Origin of the sequence: Leucobacter komagatae, assembly GCF_006716085.1 — a bacterium.
GTDB lineage: Bacteria > Actinomycetota > Actinomycetes > Actinomycetales > Microbacteriaceae > Leucobacter > Leucobacter komagatae.
The window spans coordinates 699960-716398 of record NZ_VFON01000001.1 but is presented as its reverse complement, the minus strand read 5'-3'; the positions used below and the strand labels follow the sequence as shown (position 1 = coordinate 716398).

Below are 16439 nucleotides of genomic sequence, written 5' to 3'. Positions count from 1 at the left end.
GTGCCAGTCGGTCCGGTGCCAGTCGGTCCGGTGTCGGTCGGTCCGTTGCCAGTCGTACCCGGCTAGATAGGCTACTCACCATGGAACGGGAGCACGACGACGCTGCGGTCCGCGGCGGGGTAGCGGCCGCCGCCGCTATCTTGGGCATCCCGGTCACCGTGCACGACGGTTCCGAGTGGAGCGTGCGCGACGGCGCAGCGCGGGTGGGCCTCGGGTGGGTCACGGGTGGCGCTGGTACCGAAACACGTGACAACTCGAACACCGACGACGCGGTCGCGCGCGTGCTTTTGCTCCTCTGGGAATCAGTCCGGGAGGTGCGCGTTGCCCCCGCTCGGCGGCGGCGACGCCTTGCGCTCGCCGGCGCCAAACCCGAACTCGAACCACTCCTCGCGACCCTCGACAGGCTGCTGGCGGCGGGGGAGCTGCTTGCCGCGCTGCCTTCGCTACGGCTGCCGATCGCGCGGGTCCTTGCGAGTCATGCGGTGCTTCCCAATCCCGCCGAGCTTCCGCGGCACCTGCAGTGGGCCGTGCTCCTGTTGGCGACCGCGGCGACCCGGTGGGCGGGCGGCGGATCCGGATCCGCGCCGTTCCTCGACTCGCTCGCCCCCGAGGTGCAGCGCGAGCTTCAGAGCATCGACGGCCCGTCAGGCGAAACCGCCGAGGCCCTCCTGCTGGCGCTCGCCCCCGACCCGGGGCGGTCGGCGATCGAACGATTCGAGCGCGCCTACGGGCTGCTCGCGCCCGGCTACATCAGGCTCCTCGAACTCGACGTGCGGGGGCGTGGTCCGCAGGATGGGCGGGGCTCGGAGGGGGCCGAGCCCGATCCCGGTGTCGAATCGGGGGCGGATGCGTTCGACCCGTCCGCGGGAAGCGGGGGCGCCGATGACGACAACGCGACGGGTTCGGACTCGGCTGACGGCGGGGACGCGACGAGCGACGGCGAGACGGAGCGTGCCCGAGCCGGTGACAAGCAGGAGGGTGCGGAGGGCGCCGACCTGTTCGCCGCAGAGCAGGCGGGCTTTGTCGAGACCGTGCTCGCGACGCCGCTGCCGGCGGCTGGCGCCTGGGCCGAAGGGCTTGAGCTGCCCGACATGGCGCTTCCCGAGGCCGGGAGGCCCGACCGTTGGGAGGATCCCGACCGCGGGAGTGACCCCGGCACCCCGGGTGGCGGCCCCGGCGCCGCCGCACTCGCGAGCTACCGCGACCGCGTCGCGCTCAACGCCCGCAGCATCGATGACGTGCGGGAGGTGTGGCGGCAGGTCGTCTCTGAACGTGTCCACCTCGAACGAGGGTTTACGCGGACGCCCGAGCCCGAGGGCGAGATGCTCGATCGTGCCTCGCTCGTCCGCGTCGTCGCAGACGTCACCGCGGGGATCGAACGGCCGCGAGCATTCCTCCGCCGTGAGCGCCGACCCAAACGCACGAGGCGAGAGGGGAGCACCGACTACGTGCTCCTTATCGACCGGTCGGCCTCCATGCAGGGGCCCGCGGCCTCGGCAGCCGCGACGGCAGCGCTCATCATGCTCGAAGCGCTTGCCGGCGTCGAACGAGACATCGCGGCCGAGGAGCGCGCGCTCGGGATCGACCTCGAACTCAGCCTGCGCACCGCGCTCATCGTGTTCGACTCGGCTCCGCACACGGTGAAGCCTCTCGCGGGGGCGCTCTCCGACCGAGCGCGGATCGAGCTCGACACCGCGATCCACTCGCCCCAGGGTTCAACCAACGACGCCGCCGCGCTCAGGTCGGCGGCGGAGGAGTTTGGGATTGCTAGTTCTGCTAGTTCTGCTGGCTCTGCTGGCTCTGCTGGCTCTGCTGGCTCTGCTGGCTCTGCGGGCTCTGCTAGGGCCGGAAGCCCTGCTGGCTCTGGAGACGGGGTCGAGCGGCGGCGGGTCGCGATCCTGGTGAGCGACGGCGGAACCAACGATGCCGATGCCGCAGCCCGCGAGCTCGCCGCGCTGCGGGCCAAAGGCGTGACGGTGTTCGGGATCGGGATTCGCACCGACGACATCGCCTCACGTTTCGCGCCTGACGGCATCAGGGTGGACGCTGCCGAGCAGCTGCCGCTCCTGCTTGAACAGCTTGTCACGGGGGCTGGGCTTGCCAGGTAGCAAGGCTCACCAGGTGCAGGGCTCACCAGGTAGCGGGGCTCGCCAGGTAGCAGGGCTGGCTCGGTCGGAGCGTGCGGGGCGTGGCGTTGGATGCCTATGCTCTGCTCCGCCGTCGCGACCCCGATAGGCTCGTCACCGGGAGGGAATGTCATGTCAGAAGCACAGGGTCAACGCTTGGGCGGGGATCTGCATGGTCAGCAGCCCGGTCAGCAGCCCGCAGGAAGCACGAGGCTTGCCCGGCTCCTCTTCCCGGAGCTGGCGGCGGAGGCGGACCGTGCGTTTGATGCTGCCCAGCGCACCGCCGGCACCGCGCCAGTCAGGTCGCGGGTCGACGCGATGCTCGACGCCGCCGCGCTCTCGGCGCGCGAGGGCGACCTTGGCAAAGCGGCGTTCTCGGGGCTCGACGGGCAGGAAGCAGCGCGGCTCTCGCGCGGCTTTGAGCTTGCGGGAACCGTGGCGGGCTGGCGTGGCCTGCGTGTTCCCGAGCCCGAGGAGTTCTGGGCCGCCAGCGTCGACCACGCCGCGCTTGCGCGCGCGCTCATGGCCGACGCGGGCCTCATCGCTGTGCCGACGGCGTATGGCCTCGGATCAACCGGCTGGACGGAACTCTTCCGGGCGGCGGCTCGGCTTCCCGCGAGCTCGCTCTCGCTCGCGGCACCACTTACCCTCGCTCCTGAAGTCGCGTCAGAGTTTGCTCTGCTCGACACGGTACCTCGCGGCGTGCCCGGGGTCGCCGTTGGCGACGTGGTGTGGACGCTGCGCCTCGTGCCAGGCACCCCAAAGCCGCCACTCGTCGGGCTGAGCCACAGCCACGGGCCACACCCGACGCTGCCGGAGATCTTGATGCTTCAGCTCATGCATGCCGCAGCTGGAGAGCCGCTCGTCGACAGCAGCAGCTTCACCTGGGTGCACGGCACACTGAGTGGCGGCAAGTTTGCGGCGCGCGAGCTCTTCGACGCGACCGAACGGAGCGTGCGCGTGAACACCCGAGAGATTGGCAACCAGGGCCCGCACCTTGGCGCGCGGCCACCGATCGGCTAGCGGCGCTGTGCTGGCGGTGCTGAGCTAGCGTGCGCCGCGGAACCCATCCACGACGCGCTGGCCCGAGAGCCTGCCCGCGAGACCTGAGCGGTCAGGGGTCGCGATCGCCCAGATGAGGATGATGAGCGCGTAGGCACTCGCTGCCCACGCGAAGCCGGCATGCTCGACTGCGGGAGCCGAGAGGAGCATGTACCCGCCGATCCCGCCGAGGAAGCGGAGCGGCCGGGCAAAGATCGGTGGAATCGAGCCCGCTTCGTAGCGCACGTTCACGATGAGATCTCCAACAGTGCGCCCGGTGAGCAACACGAGGCAAAGCTGCAGGCCGAGAGCGACCGCCCACCCAAAGGCTGGCGAGGCGGCGTCGGCGGCGTCCGTGGCCGCTGCTGCCTCCTGGCCGAGGGCGCTCACCCGAATGAGGTTCCGCGCGACCTCGGCGGCCGCGCCGATAAACCCGACGGCGACAAGGTCGCCGAGCATCCCGAGGAAGCGGCGCCCAAAGGTGATTGGGCGCGGGCCAAGTTCCCCGCGGGGTTCGACGGGCCGGAGTCTGAGAAGAGCAGCGAGCAAGGCGCCGATGAGCGCCCCTGAAGTGTTCACGATGATGTCATCGACGTCGAACAGGCGGTAGGCGCAGGGGTAGATTCCCCACAGCCCGGTGAGCTGCGAGGTTTCGATGAAGAGCGAGATCCCGAGGCCGATGAGGGTCGTCGCGACGACACCTCTGCCCCACAGGAGCCTGGCGAAGAGCCCGAGTGGCATGAAGAGCAGTACGTTGAACGCTATCTGCAGGACAGCCGGGTTGGTGAGCAGCGCCCGCGCTGACGACGTGTCGAACTCGGCAATGTCGGTGACGGAAGCGCCCGGGGCGAATCGCGGCGCGACGCACTCGTAGCTGCCCGCCTCGGGCAGCGGCAGCATCGTGTACGTGAGCAGCGCGAAGGCGTAGACAGTGAAGGCGCCCCAGACGACGATGCGACCGGGGGAGAGCCTGCCGAACTTGCGATAGTTCGCCGCGATGAGCGGCACAATGATCACAAAGAGAAACAGGCTGCCAAAGAGAATGGCCATGAGGCCAGGCCAGATGCGCGCTTCCATGCAGTCAACGGTAGCGTGCCCACGGGGGAGTGGGCGCTAGCGGAGTGACCCCGGGGCTTCCTCCCACACGCTCGGCGCGTCAACCCTCGTCGAAGGAAGCTTCGTCGTCGCGCCCCAGTCAAGGTACTCCTGCGGCACGTGCAGGGTCGCGGGGTCAGCGCCGGATTTCTCGACGATCTCGTCGATCGGCACGACACCACCGGCCCTGCGGAGGATCCGGGCACGCACGATAGCCCTGGCGTACACCTCCGGCTCGCCGACAATGCCGGTGCCGCGCGGCGCCGGGCGCACAAAGCGCTGCTCCATGTAGACGGCCTGCTCGTCGATGCCGAGGATGCGCGACTCGATCGTGAACTTCATCCACGGGTTGAGTGACTTTCGGTATGAGATCGTCTGGCCGACGACAACCGGGTACCAGGCTTCCCTGGCGAAGAGGTCGAGCACCCCGTTCCGCTGCATGAGGTCGAACCGCCCCACGTCCATGAGCGACAGGTACTTGCCGTTGTTCATGTGGCGGAGGATGTCGAGGTCCGTCGGCCAGACCCGGAACTCTGAGCGGGAGACCGCACCGAAATCGAGGCGGGGGCCGCGAGGGCCCACGAACCACCGGTGCCAGAGCGTGCGAGGGAGCATGTGCATGCCGACGATCCTAGGAGATTGCTTCTGCCGGGCGCAGGCACTTGGCGGGAATGTACAAACGGACTAGGCGCCGACCGCGCAGAACTCGTTGCCCTCGGGGTCGCGCATCACCCACCAGGTGCCGGCCGGCCCCTGGTCGACGAGTTCCACTCGTGTCGCTCCGAGAAGTTCAAGCTTGCGTGCGAGGTCCTCAAGTGGGCGCTCGCTGTCATGCACGTCGATGTGCAGGCGGTTCTTTGTGGTCTTTGCTGTCTTTCGTTCGGGGACAGCTTGAAACAGGATCCTCCGGCCGCGGCCCGCGCCCGAGAACGGGTCGAAAGGGTCATCCGGGTGACGCACGGCGGCAAGCTCCGCAAACCGGCGTGTGCCGACGTGAATGACGGTCGCCGAGTCGGGGAGATCGCCGTTCCTTAAGAGCTCGGCGACGAGTTGCCCCGGATCCTCCACGACGTATTCGAGCGCGGCCGCCCAGAAGTCGGCGAGCGCGTGTGGCTCGGCGGCGTCGATGATGAGCTTCCAGTACAGTGCCATGCCCGTCATGCTACGTCGGACTTCGCGGAAGGGGTAGCCCTCAGCCGCCCAGGCCAGGCGGGGTGTAAGATGGATCGGCGCGCACGGCGCACGAACTTTCACACAGGCTTTGGAGAACACCGCATGGCAACCTCGAACGACATCAAGAACGGCACGGTTATCAAGGAGGCAGGCCAGCTCTGGAGCGTCCTTGAGTTCCAGCACGTGAAGCCGGGCAAGGGCGGCGCATTCGTCCGCACCAAGCAGAAGAACGTCGTCTCGGGCAAGATCATCGACAAGACCTACAACGCCGGCACGAAGATCGAGACAGCGACCGTTGACCGACGCGACTTCCAGTACCTGTACCAGGACGGCGCTGACTTCGTCTTCATGGACATGTCGGACTACGACCAGATCACCGTTCCCGCGGTCGTTGTTGGCGACGCTCACAAGTTCATGCTGGAAAACCAGCAGGTGCAGATCGGTCTCCACGAGGGCGAGCCGCTCTACCTTGAACTCCCCGCATCGGTCGTGCTCGAGGTGACCTACACCGAGCCGGGCCTCCAGGGTGACCGCTCGACCGGCGGCACGAAGCCCGCGACGGTTGAGACCGGTGCAGAGATCCAGGTGCCGCTCTTCCTTGAGGCTGGCACCAAGGTGAAGATCGACACCCGCACGGGTGACTACCTCGGCCGCGTCAACGACTAGGCGTGTCTGCTCGGACGAAGGCGCGCAAGCGCGCGCTTGACATGCTGTTCCAGGCCGACGTGATGAACACCTCGGTCATGGATGTTGTTGCCGACGAGGCGAAGCGCGCGGTCGGTGAGCCCGACCGCGTGGCCTCCTGGCTCTATGCCCGCGAGATCGTCGACGGCGTCAACGACCACCGCGAGGAGATCGACGAGCTCATCGCGAGCTACGCGCAGGGGTGGACGATCGAGCGGATGCCGAACGTTGACCGCGCGATCCTCAGGATCGCGTCGTGGGAGATGCTCCACAACCCCGAGGTCCCGGCCCCTGTCGCGATCAACGAGGCTGTCGCGCTCGCAAAGGAGTACTCGACGGACGACTCGGGTCGATTCGTGAACGGTGTGCTCGGCAAGATTGCGGAGCACGCCGCGTCGTAGGTATTCGAGCGCTCGGTGGTGCGCTAGACTGATCCAGCTACAGCTTTTCTTTAAAGGCGTCCAGTGAGGCGCAGAAGGGGGGCGGTGAATGACCACGCGAACGGTTCTCGATGGAGCCGAGATTTCGCGGGCCTTGACCCGAATCTCGCATGAAATCATCGAGGCAAACAAGGGAGTTGCTGACCTCGTGCTTGTCGGCATCCCCACCCGCGGGTCGATGCTCGCGCGTCGGATCGCGGAGATCATCTCGCGAATCGAGGGTGTCGACGTGCCCGTCGGCAGCCTCGACACCACGATGTACCGCGATGACCTCGCGCAGCACCCGACGAGGGCCCCGCACCCCACCGACATGCCGATGAGCGTCGACGGCGTCACCGTCGTGCTCGTCGACGACGTGCTGTTCTCCGGCCGCACCGTGCGAGCGGCGCTCGACGCCCTCGGCGACCACGGCAGGCCCAAGGCGGTTCGCCTCGCTGCGCTCATCGACCGGGGGCATCGCGAACTCCCGATCCGAGCCGACTACATCGGCAAGAACCTCCCGAGCTCGCGCGATGAGCGCATCTCGGTGAAGCTCACGGAGCACGATGGTGAGGACTCGGTCACGATCAGCGGCGGCACCCGCGAGGCGGGGGAGAGCGCATGAGGCACCTGCTCGACACGCGCACGCTGAGCCGCGACGACGCGATCCTGATCCTTGATACCGCCGAAGACATGGCGGCGACGCAGCAGCGGGAGATGAAGAAGCTCCCGACGCTGAGGGGAAAATCGGTCGTGAACCTCTTCTTCGAGGATTCAACGCGCACGCGCATCTCGTTCGAAGCGGCCGCAAAACGGCTATCCGCCGACGTCATTAACTTCAGCGCGAAGGGTAGCTCGGTCTCGAAGGGCGAGTCCCTGAAAGACACGGCGCAGACCCTCCAGGCGATCGGTGCTGACGGCGTCATCATCCGCCACCCTGCGAGCGGCGCCGCCTCGCGCCTCGCCTCAAGCGGTTGGATCGACGCCGGCGTGCTCAACGCGGGCGACGGGACGCACGAGCACCCGACGCAGGCGCTCCTCGACGCGTTCACGATGCGCAGGCGCTTGCACGGCGATGCGAGCCGGGGGCAGAGCCTCGACGGTGTCTCCGTGGTTATCGTCGGTGACATCGCCCACTCCCGCGTAGCCCGCTCAAACCTCTGGCTGCTCAACGCGCTCGGCGCGAAGGTCAGCCTCGTCGCACCCGAGACGCTGCTGCCGTTCGGGGTGCGCGAGTGGCCCGTCACGCTCTACCACTCGCTCGATGACGCCCTGGCAACGGAGCGGCCCGACGTCGTCATGATGCTGCGCATCCAGACCGAGCGAATGCACGCCGCGTTCTTCCCGAACGAGCGCGAGTACGCCCGCAACTGGGGCCTCGACGATGCCCGCCTCGCCCGCCTCACCGAGCGCGCGATCGTGATGCACCCCGGCCCCATGAACCGTGGCCTTGAGATCTCCTCGGGCGCGGCAGACTCACCGCGGTCGACGGTGCTCGAACAGGTGGCGAACGGTGTCTCGGTGCGCATGGCGTGCCTCTTCCTGCTGCTGTCTGGCGAGCGGCCCCAGAGCGAACGAACCGAAGGTTGAAGGAGAAACTCATGACTCAAGCGATCCTGATCCGCGGAGCGCGGTTGGCAGCCGACCTCGTCGAGCGCGGCACCGGCATTGAGGGTGTCGCTCAACACGATCTGCGCCTCGCAGACGGCCGCATCGTCGAGCGACGGGCCAGCGCCATCGAGCCCCGCCTCGAACCGCGTGACGGCGAGCGTGTGATCGAGGCCGACGGTCTCGTCGCGCTCACCGGGTTCGTTGACCTCCACACACACCTTCGCGAGCCCGGTTTCGAGCAGTCGGAGACCGTGCTCACCGGCACCCGAGCCGCCGCTGCCGGTGGGTTCACGACAGTGTTCGCGATGGCGAACACGCTCCCCGTGCAAGACACCGCTGGCGTCGTTGAACAGGTGCAGGCGCTCGGCGACGCGGCGGGCTACGCGACCGTGCGCCCCATCGGTGCCGTCACCGAAGACCTCGAGGGCGTCAGGCTCAGCGAGATCGGCGCTATGGCTCAGTCGCGCGCTCAGGTGCGCGTCTTCTCTGACGACGGCAAGTGCGTGCACGACCCCCTGCTCATGCGCCGCGCGCTTGAGTACGTGAAGACGTTTGACGGCGTGATCGCGCAGCACGCGCAGGATCCCCGCCTCACGGAGGGCTCGCAGATGAACGAGGGCGCGCTCTCGAGCGAGCTTGGGCTGAAGGGCTGGCCCGCAGTCGCGGAAGAGTCGATCATCGCGCGCGATGTGCTGCTCGCCGAGCATGTCGGGGCGCGGCTGCACATCTGCCACCTTTCGACCGCCGGGTCGGTCGAGGTGATTCGCTGGGCCAAGGGCCGCGGCATCCAGGTCACCGCCGAGGTCACCCCGCACCACTTGATCCTCACCGAAGACCTCGCCCGCAGCTACGACGCGCGCTACAAGGTGAACCCGCCGCTCAGGCGCGAGGAAGACGTCCGTGCGCTCAGGCAGGCCGTCGCTGACGGTCTCATTGACATCGTCGCGACCGACCACGCACCGCACCCCGTGGAGGCGAAGGAGTGCGAGTGGGACTCGGCGGCCTTCGGCATGGTCGGCCTCGAGTCGGCCTTCCCGATTGCGCTGCTCTCGCTCATCCAGCCGGGCCACGCCAGCTGGGCAGAGCTCGAGGTGCTGCTCTCGCAGAAGCCCGCCGAGATCGGCCGCCTGCGCGTCGGCGCCGACGGCGAACACCCGAGCACCCTCGACGTCGACCAGCCCGCCGACATTGTGCTCGTTGACCCGGAGGGCACGAGCGTATTCGATACCGCACGTCTCTACGGCCAGAGCACGAACTCGCCGTTCCTCGGCATGGAGCTTCCCGGCCGGGTCACCCACACCATCAGGCAGGGGTACCTGACGCTTGCTGACGGCGAGCTCGCCGACGCAGCGGTCGTCGCTGGGCTCTCGACGGCGCAGCTGCCCAGTTCACCCGCACTGAATTCACCCGCACAGAACGGAGCGAGCGCATGAGCCGCACCATGTTCCTGATCCTGTGGCTCGTCATCGCCTCCGGGATCCTTACCTTCATGGCGCTCGCGTGGCGTGCGCGTAACCGACGCGATGCGGGCCTTGCGCTGCCCGACAGCGGCCTCGCGGGCGACGTCGTGCAGGCCTTCGAGCACGTCGGCTACGTATCGACGACGCCGGCCGGCGCGCCGCTTGAGCGGCTCGCGATCCCCGGCCTGCGCTACAAGGGCTGGGCCGACGTTACGGTTCGCCGCGACGGCGTCGAGATCGCCGTGACAGGCGAGCGGCCGGTGCACCTCGCGGCCGCGAGCGTGCGCGGCACCGACTCCGCTGGGGGCCGCATCGGCAAGGTCGTCGAGCGCGATGGCCTCGCGCTGCTCGGCTGGGAGGGAACCGACGGCCGCGCCGTCGAGTCGAGCTTCCGCTTCCAGACAGCCGGCGAGCAGCGACGATTCGCGGCAGCCGTGGGTGAGATCGCCCCGAGCGCCTTCGCCCCCAAATCTTCACACACCCTTACAACGAGCCAGACCACCCACACGAGCCAGGAGGACGCGTGACCACGACGACGAATGAAGTGACGGTGCCGCCAGCATCCGCACTCCCCACAGGAGCAGCAGTGCTCGTGATCGAGGATGGTACGCGATACGCAGGCCGCGCATACGGTGCGACGGGCCGCTCACTCGGCGAGATTGTCTTCTCGACCGGCATGACGGGCTACCAGGAGACACTCACTGACCCCTCGTACGCGGGTCAGATCGTGCTCATGACCGCGCCGCACATCGGCAACACCGGTGTGAACGACACTGACATGGAGTCGCGCAAGATCTGGGTTGAGGGGTTCATCGTCCGCGACCCAGCTCGCCGCGTCTCGAACTTCCGTGCCGAGCGCTCACTCGACGAAGACCTCAAGAATGACGGTGTCGTCGGTATCTCGGGCATCGATACTCGCGCCGTGACCCGCAAGATCCGTTCGGCGGGTGCGATGCGCGCCGGCGTGTTCTCGGGCGCCGACCTCGAGCTCTCTGATGATGAGCAGCTCGCGCTCGTTCGTGAACAGGCTGGGATGGCGGGCAAGAACCTGTCCGCCGAGGTCACGACCCCCGAGCGCTACGAAGTGCCGTCGGCCGAAGGCGTTGAGCGCGTCGGCTCCATCGCCGTGCTCGACCTCGGCATCAAGCGCGCGACCGTGCAGTACCTCGCGGAGCACGGCTTCGACGTCACAGTGCTGCCCGCGCAGACGACGCTCGAGGAGATTCGCGAGCTCGCTCCCGACTCGGTCTTCTACTCGAACGGCCCGGGCGACCCCGCGGCGAGCGACGCCCAGGTCGAGCTGCTCGCGCAGCTGTTGCGCGACGGCCTGCCGTACTTCGGCATCTGCTTCGGGAACCAGCTGCTCGGCCGCGCGCTCGGCCTCGACACGTACAAGCTGCCGTTCGGCCACCGCGGCATCAACCAGCCCGTGCTCGACAAGCGCACCGGCCGCGTCGAGATCACCGCGCAGAACCACGGCTTTGCGGTCGACGCTCCGATCGAGGGCGAGTTCGAGTCTCCCGCCGGCTTCGGCCGCGTGCAGGTCAGCCACTACAGCCTGAACGACCAGGTCGTCGAGGGCCTCGAGTGCCTCGACATCCCCGCGTTCTCTGTGCAGTACCACCCCGAGGCGGCCGCCGGCCCGCACGACGCCTTCTACCTGTTCGACCGCTTCCGCGCTCTGGTCCAAGACCGCGCCGCAGCCGCCGACACCACCACTCAGGGAGCTTAACCAGACATGCCCAAGCGTTCAGACATTAACTCTGTCCTCGTCATCGGCTCCGGCCCGATCGTCATCGGCCAGGCCTGCGAGTTCGACTACTCGGGAACCCAGGCGTGCCGCGTGCTGCGCGAGGAGGGCGTCCGCGTCATCCTCGTGAACTCGAACCCGGCCACGATCATGACCGACCCCGACTTCGCAGACGCGACCTACGTCGAGCCGATCACCGCCGAGGTCATCGAGACGATCATCCAGAAGGAGAAGCCCGACGCGATCCTCCCAACCCTCGGCGGCCAGACCGCGCTGAATGCGGCCATGGAACTGCACGAGCAGGGGATCCTCGAGAAGTACAACGTCGAGCTCATCGGCGCGAAGGTCGACGCGATCCAGAAGGGCGAGGACCGCCAGCTCTTCAAGGACATCGCGATCGCAGCCGGTGCCGGCGTCGCGAAGTCGTACGTCGCGAACACGCTCGAGCAGGCGAAGGAGTACGCCCAGGACCTGGGCTACCCCCTCGTCGTCCGCCCCTCGTTCACCATGGGCGGCCTCGGCTCGGGCTTCGCGTACACCGAGGAGGAGCTTGTGCGCATCGTCACCGACGGTCTGCACTACAGCCCCACCACCGAGGTGCTGCTCGAGGAGTCGATCCTCGGGTGGAAGGAGTATGAGCTCGAGCTCATGCGCGACACCAAGGACAATGCGGTCGTCGTCTGCTCGATCGAGAACGTCGACGCCGTTGGCGTGCACACCGGCGACTCGATCACCGTCGCACCGGCGCTCACCCTCACCGACCGCGAGTACCAGAACCTGCGCGACATCTCGATCGACATCATCCGCCGCGTTGGCGTTGACACGGGCGGCTGCAACATCCAGTTCGCGATCGACCCGGACGACGGCCGCGTCGTCGTCATCGAGATGAACCCGCGCGTCTCGCGCTCCTCGGCGCTCGCGTCGAAGGCGACGGGCTTCCCGATCGCGAAGATCGCGGCGAAGCTCGCGATCGGCTACACGCTCGACGAGATCCCGAACGACATCACGCAGAAGACGCCGGCCTCGTTCGAGCCCGCGATTGACTACATCGTCGTGAAGACCCCGCGGTTCGCCTTCGAGAAGTTCCCCGCCGCCGACGACACGCTCACCACGACCATGAAGTCGGTCGGCGAGGCGATGGCGATCGGCCGCAACTTCACGACCGCGCTGCAGAAGTCACTCCGCTCGCTTGAGAAGCGCGGCACCTCGTTCCACTGGGACGCGCTGCCCGCTGACGCTTCCGCTGAGGCCCGCGTCGCCGACCTGCTCGTGTCGATCAAGCGCCCGACTGACGGTCGCATCGTTGACGTGCAGCAGGCGCTCCGCCTCGGCGCTTCGATCGAGCAGGTCTTCGAGTCGACCTCGATCGACCCGTGGTTCCTCGACCAGATCGTGCTCATCAACGAGGTCGCCGACACGGTGAAGGCTGCGCCGCAGCTCTCGCTCGAGGTGCTGCGCGAGGCGAAGGATCACGGTTTCTCGGACGCGCAGATCGCGGCCATCCGCGGCATCTCGGAGTCGGAGGTCCGCGGCCTGCGCCACGGCCTCGGCCTCCGCCCCGTGTTCAAGACGGTTGACACCTGCGCCGGCGAGTTCCCGGCGCTCACGCCGTACCACTACTCGTCGTACGACCTTGAGACAGAGGTCACCCCGAGCGACCGCAAGAAGGTCGTCATCCTCGGCTCGGGCCCGAACCGTATCGGCCAGGGCGTCGAGTTCGACTACTCGTGCGTTCACGCCTCCTTCGCGCTGAGCGAGGCGGGCTACGAGACCATCATGATCAACTGCAACCCCGAGACCGTGTCGACCGACTACGACACGTCCGACCGCCTGTACTTCGAGCCGCTCACGCTCGAGGACGTGCTTGAGGTCATCTACGCCGAGCAGGCGTCGGGCGAGCTTCTCGGCGTCGTCGTGCAGCTTGGCGGGCAGACCGCCCTCGGTCTCGCGCAGCCGCTGAAGGACGCCGGGATCCCGATCCTCGGCACGACGCCCGAGGCGATCGACCTCGCCGAGGAGCGCGGCGCGTTCGCTCAGATCCTCGAGCGCGCGGGCCTCACCGCCCCGCGCAATGGCACCGCGATCGACAAGGAAGGCGCGATCCGGATCGCGGAGGAGATCGGTTACCCGGTTCTCGTCCGTCCGTCCTTCGTGCTCGGCGGCCGCGGCATGGAAATTGTGTACGACACCGAGTCGCTGCACGGCTACTTCGAGCGGATCGAGGGCCACGCGCTCGTCGGGCCCGGCCACCCGCTGCTCGTCGATCGCTTCCTCGACGACGCGATCGAGATCGACGTTGACGCGCTCTACGACGGCGAGCAGCTCTACGTCGGCGGCGTCATGGAGCACATTGAGGAGGCAGGCGTCCACTCGGGTGACTCGAGCTGCACCCTGCCGCCCGTGACGCTCGGCCACGACCAGATCGCCCAGGTGCGCGAGGCGACGCTTGGCATCGCCGAGGGCATCGGTGTGCGCGGACTGCTCAACGTGCAGTTCGCGATCGGCCAGGGCGTGCTCTACGTGCTCGAGGCGAACCCGCGCGCGTCGCGCACGGTGCCGTTCGTCTCGAAGGCCCTCGGCATTCCGCTCGCGAAGGCAGCTTCGCGGATCATGGCGGGGGAGACCATCGCCCAGCTCATCGGCGAAGGCTTCCTGCCTGAGCGCGACGGCTCGCGTGTGCCGATCGACGCGCCGATCGCGGTGAAGGAAGCGGTGCTGCCGTTTAAGCGATTCCGCACGAACGAGGGCCTCGTTGTCGACTCGCTCCTCGGGCCAGAGATGCGCTCGACGGGCGAGGTCATGGGCATGGACCGCGACTTCCCGACCGCGTTCGCGAAGAGCCAGGCCGGCGCGGGCAGCTCGCTGCCGAAGTCGGGCACCGTGTTCCTCTCGGTCGCTGACCGCGACAAGCGCTCGGTCGTACAGCCCGCGCTGCGCCTCCAGGAGCTTGGCTACCGGATCCTCGCGACGCAGGGCACCCAGGTCGTGCTTGCGCGCAACGGCATCAAGTCGGAGACCGCGCGGAAGCACTCGCTGCAGGCCGAGGGGGACACGATCGTTGACCTCATCAACCGAGGCGAGATCGACATGATCGTCAACACCCCGTCCGGCAGCTCGGCTCGTGCTGACGGCTACGAGATCCGCGCGGCTGCCGTGGCGGCCGACAAGCCGATCTTCACGACGGTCTCGGAGCTCTCGGCCGCTGTCGGTGCGCTGTCGGCGCTCCAGCAGGGCTTCGATGTGAAGTCGCTGCAGGAGTACGAGGCAGACCGCCAGGCCGCGCTCGCGGCTGCGGAGTGATGCCGAGCTTCGGTGCCAGGCTCGCGGCCGAGTTCGCCGCGAGCAGGCACCTGTGCGCGGGCATCGACCCCCACGCGCCGCTGCTCGCCGAGTGGGGTCTTGACGACTCCGCCGCCGGCGCCGAGCGGATGGGCCGCGACGTTGTCGCGGCCGCCGCCGGCGTCGCGGCCTGCGTGAAGCCGCAGATCTCGTTCTACGAGCGCTTCGGGTCCGCGGGCTTCGCCGCGCTCGAGCGAGTCTTCGCAGACGCGCGTGACGCCGGCCTCCTCATCGTCGCCGACGTGAAGCGTGGCGACATCGGCTCGACGTTCGCTGCCTACGCCGAGGCGTGGCTCGCCCCCGGCTCGCCGCTCGAGGCCGACGCGATGACCGTCGCGCCCTACATGGGGTTCGAGACCCTGTCAGGCGCGTTCCCCTACGTGCGGTCGCACGGCAAGGGCCTGTTCGTGCTCGCAGCGACTTCGAACCCCGAGGCGCGCGACGTACAGACAGCTGTTCGCGGTGACGGCCGGACGCTTGCCGCGTCCATGGTCGCGAGCGCGAACGCGTTCAACGCGGCTGAAAGCTCTGCGGCTGGCGATACCGGGGCAGACAGCGTGGGCTCGGTTGGTGTGGTGCTCGGCGCGACGCTGAAGCTCGCCGATTTCGGCATTGACACGGCCGAACGGGTGAGCCCGGCGCTTCCCGTGCTCGCCCCGGGCTTCGGCCACCAGGGCGCACGGATTGAGGATGCCGCTGAGATCTTCGGTGGCATCGGTCACGCGGTGCTCGCGAACGAATCGCGCAGTATCCTTAGTGGTGGAGGCGAAGGCCTCGCGGCCCGCGTCCGAGACCGGGCCGAACGTATCACTGAGGCGCTCTACGGGAGATCATGACGAAGCAGCAGGCAGGAATGCCCGAGGTAGATCGAGTCGCAGCCAATCGTGCTGCCGTCGCCGCGCGCCAGGCGCGCGCTGAGCTCAAGCGGAAGCTCCGGGGCGGCGAGATTTCGCCGCTCAAGGTGCTCGAGTACTCGAAGGTGCCGGGCCACGCGGCGGCGACGCTGCGCATCACAGACTATCTGCTGTCGTTCCCGTCGATTGGGCAGGTGAAGGCCGAACGGATTCGCGAAGACCTGCAGATCTCGGACCGCAAGCGGCTCGGGGGATTGGGGGCGCTGCAGCGCGAACGCCTCGAGTCCTTCGTGCGTGAGCGTTCGGGCGCGCTCCCGCGAGGCGAGCGGCCACCGCTCACCGTGCTCGCGGGCCCGACCGCCGTCGGGAAGGGGACGGTCGCGACGTTCGTGCGCGACAACCACCCCGATGTGAAGCTGTCTGTGTCGGCGACGACCCGTGCGCCCCGCCCCGGCGAGGTTCACGGCGTCCACTACTTCTTCGTGACCGACGAAGACTTCGACCGCATGCTTGCCGCTGATGAGCTGCTCGAGTGGGCCACCGTCCACAACAAGTACCGCTACGGAACCCCGCGTGGCCCCGTCATGGAGGCGAGTGCACGGGGCGAGGCGGTGCTGCTGGAAATCGATCTGCAGGGCGCCCGTCAGGTGCGCCAGAGCATGCCCGACGCTCGGCTCGTGTTCCTTGCGCCGCCGAGCTGGGACGAACTCGTCCGTCGACTCGTTGGCCGGGGGACGGAAGACGAGGAAGAGCGCGTTCGCCGGCTCGATACCGCGAAGGTTGAGCTCGCCGCTGCCGACGAGTTCGACGAGATCATCGTCAACGACGAGGTCGAGTCCGCGGCAGACCGGCTCGTTGAGCTCATGCGCGGCGACGGTTAAGCTTTC

Annotated in this window: 15 protein-coding genes; 12 read left to right on the top strand and 3 right to left on the bottom strand. The window is 68.1% G+C overall.

Annotated features, from left to right (window positions below; translation table 11 throughout):
- The first annotated feature begins 80 nt into the window (after positions 1–80).
- Both FB468_RS03290 and FB468_RS03285 read left to right on the top strand, forming a co-directional pair.
- Positions 81–2108, top strand: coding sequence for a VWA domain-containing protein (locus FB468_RS03290; protein ID WP_141886076.1), 2028 nt, complete (start codon positions 81–83; stop codon positions 2106–2108).
- A 150-nt stretch (positions 2109–2258) separates the two neighbouring features.
- On the top strand, positions 2259–3149 hold the full coding sequence (locus tag FB468_RS03285; RefSeq protein ID WP_246055722.1) for a hypothetical protein: 891 nt from the start codon (positions 2259–2261) through the stop codon (positions 3147–3149).
- A 24-nt stretch (positions 3150–3173) separates the two neighbouring features.
- Here the strand turns inward: FB468_RS03285 and FB468_RS03280 are convergent, their stop codons facing one another.
- The 3 genes from FB468_RS03280 to FB468_RS03270 form a co-directional block, all read right to left on the bottom strand.
- Positions 3174–4244, bottom strand: a complete 1071-nt coding sequence (locus tag FB468_RS03280; RefSeq protein WP_141886075.1) for a VanZ family protein — start codon at positions 4242–4244, stop codon at positions 3174–3176.
- A 36-nt stretch (positions 4245–4280) separates the two neighbouring features.
- Entirely contained in the window at positions 4281–4883 is a 603-nt protein-coding gene (locus FB468_RS03275; RefSeq protein WP_211359072.1) for a thioesterase family protein, read from the bottom strand.
- A 63-nt stretch (positions 4884–4946) separates the two neighbouring features.
- A complete protein-coding gene (locus FB468_RS03270; RefSeq protein ID WP_211359071.1) occupies positions 4947–5414 on the bottom strand; it encodes a VOC family protein in 468 nt (155 codons plus the stop codon).
- Between the two features lie 123 nt (positions 5415–5537).
- On the opposite strand from FB468_RS03270, the gene efp reads away from it, so the two are divergent.
- From efp to gmk, 10 genes are all read left to right on the top strand, one after another.
- Positions 5538–6101, top strand: a complete 564-nt coding sequence (gene efp / locus FB468_RS03265; protein WP_121072168.1) for an elongation factor P — start codon at positions 5538–5540, stop codon at positions 6099–6101.
- A gap of 2 nt (positions 6102–6103) precedes the next feature.
- A complete protein-coding gene (gene nusB, locus FB468_RS03260; protein WP_141886072.1) occupies positions 6104–6520 on the top strand; it encodes a transcription antitermination factor NusB in 417 nt (138 codons plus the stop codon).
- 88 nt (positions 6521–6608) lie between these two features.
- Positions 6609–7163: a bifunctional pyr operon transcriptional regulator/uracil phosphoribosyltransferase PyrR gene (pyrR, locus tag FB468_RS03255; protein ID WP_141886071.1), complete on the top strand. Its 555-nt coding sequence runs from the start codon at positions 6609–6611 to the stop codon at positions 7161–7163.
- The gene (locus FB468_RS03250) at positions 7160–8128 is read left to right on the top strand and encodes an aspartate carbamoyltransferase catalytic subunit (RefSeq protein ID WP_141886070.1); all 969 of its coding nucleotides are present in this window, start codon (positions 7160–7162) and stop codon (positions 8126–8128) included. The genes pyrR and FB468_RS03250 overlap by 4 nt, the downstream gene beginning before the upstream one ends.
- An 11-nt stretch (positions 8129–8139) precedes the next feature.
- Positions 8140–9582: a dihydroorotase gene (locus tag FB468_RS03245; RefSeq protein ID WP_141886069.1), complete on the top strand. Its 1443-nt coding sequence runs from the start codon at positions 8140–8142 to the stop codon at positions 9580–9582.
- Complete coding sequence (locus FB468_RS03240; RefSeq protein ID WP_141886068.1) at positions 9579–10136, top strand: PH-like domain-containing protein; 558 nt, start codon at positions 9579–9581, stop codon at positions 10134–10136. Before FB468_RS03245 ends, FB468_RS03240 begins: the two co-directional genes overlap by 4 nt.
- Positions 10133–11341, top strand: a complete 1209-nt coding sequence (carA, locus tag FB468_RS03235) for a glutamine-hydrolyzing carbamoyl-phosphate synthase small subunit (protein ID WP_211359070.1) — start codon at positions 10133–10135, stop codon at positions 11339–11341. Before FB468_RS03240 ends, carA begins: the two co-directional genes overlap by 4 nt.
- Before the next feature lie 6 nt (positions 11342–11347).
- Positions 11348–14659, top strand: a complete 3312-nt coding sequence (gene carB / locus FB468_RS03230) for a carbamoyl-phosphate synthase large subunit (RefSeq protein ID WP_141886067.1) — start codon at positions 11348–11350, stop codon at positions 14657–14659.
- The gene (pyrF, locus tag FB468_RS03225) at positions 14659–15534 is read left to right on the top strand and encodes an orotidine-5'-phosphate decarboxylase (protein WP_141886066.1); all 876 of its coding nucleotides are present in this window, start codon (positions 14659–14661) and stop codon (positions 15532–15534) included. The genes carB and pyrF overlap by 1 nt, the downstream gene beginning before the upstream one ends.
- Positions 15531–16433, top strand: coding sequence for a guanylate kinase (gene gmk, locus FB468_RS03220; protein WP_141886065.1), 903 nt, complete (start codon positions 15531–15533; stop codon positions 16431–16433). The genes pyrF and gmk overlap by 4 nt, the downstream gene beginning before the upstream one ends.
- The last annotated feature ends 6 nt before the right edge of the window (positions 16434–16439 follow it).

What these genes read in the sequence shown, in the direction of transcription:
- FB468_RS03290 (WP_141886076.1), top strand. Translation starts at nt 81, where the DNA reads ATGGAACGGGAGCACGACGACGCTGCGGTCCGCGGCGGGGTAGCGGCC.
- FB468_RS03285 (WP_246055722.1), top strand. Translation starts at nt 2,259, where the DNA reads ATGTCAGAAGCACAGGGTCAACGCTTGGGCGGGGATCTGCATGGTCAG.
- FB468_RS03280 (WP_141886075.1), bottom strand. Translation starts at nt 4,244, where the DNA reads ATGGAAGCGCGCATCTGGCCTGGCCTCATGGCCATTCTCTTTGGCAGC.
- FB468_RS03275 (WP_211359072.1), bottom strand. Translation starts at nt 4,883, where the DNA reads ATGCACATGCTCCCTCGCACGCTCTGGCACCGGTGGTTCGTGGGCCCT.
- FB468_RS03270 (WP_211359071.1), bottom strand. Translation starts at nt 5,414, where the DNA reads ATGGCACTGTACTGGAAGCTCATCATCGACGCCGCCGAGCCACACGCG.
- efp (WP_121072168.1), top strand. Translation starts at nt 5,538, where the DNA reads ATGGCAACCTCGAACGACATCAAGAACGGCACGGTTATCAAGGAGGCA.
- pyrR (WP_141886071.1), top strand. Translation starts at nt 6,609, where the DNA reads ATGACCACGCGAACGGTTCTCGATGGAGCCGAGATTTCGCGGGCCTTG.
- FB468_RS03250 (WP_141886070.1), top strand. Translation starts at nt 7,160, where the DNA reads ATGAGGCACCTGCTCGACACGCGCACGCTGAGCCGCGACGACGCGATC.
- FB468_RS03245 (WP_141886069.1), top strand. Translation starts at nt 8,140, where the DNA reads ATGACTCAAGCGATCCTGATCCGCGGAGCGCGGTTGGCAGCCGACCTC.
- FB468_RS03240 (WP_141886068.1), top strand. Translation starts at nt 9,579, where the DNA reads ATGAGCCGCACCATGTTCCTGATCCTGTGGCTCGTCATCGCCTCCGGG.
- carB (WP_141886067.1), top strand. Translation starts at nt 11,348, where the DNA reads ATGCCCAAGCGTTCAGACATTAACTCTGTCCTCGTCATCGGCTCCGGC.
- pyrF (WP_141886066.1), top strand. Translation starts at nt 14,659, where the DNA reads ATGCCGAGCTTCGGTGCCAGGCTCGCGGCCGAGTTCGCCGCGAGCAGG.
- gmk (WP_141886065.1), top strand. Translation starts at nt 15,531, where the DNA reads ATGACGAAGCAGCAGGCAGGAATGCCCGAGGTAGATCGAGTCGCAGCC.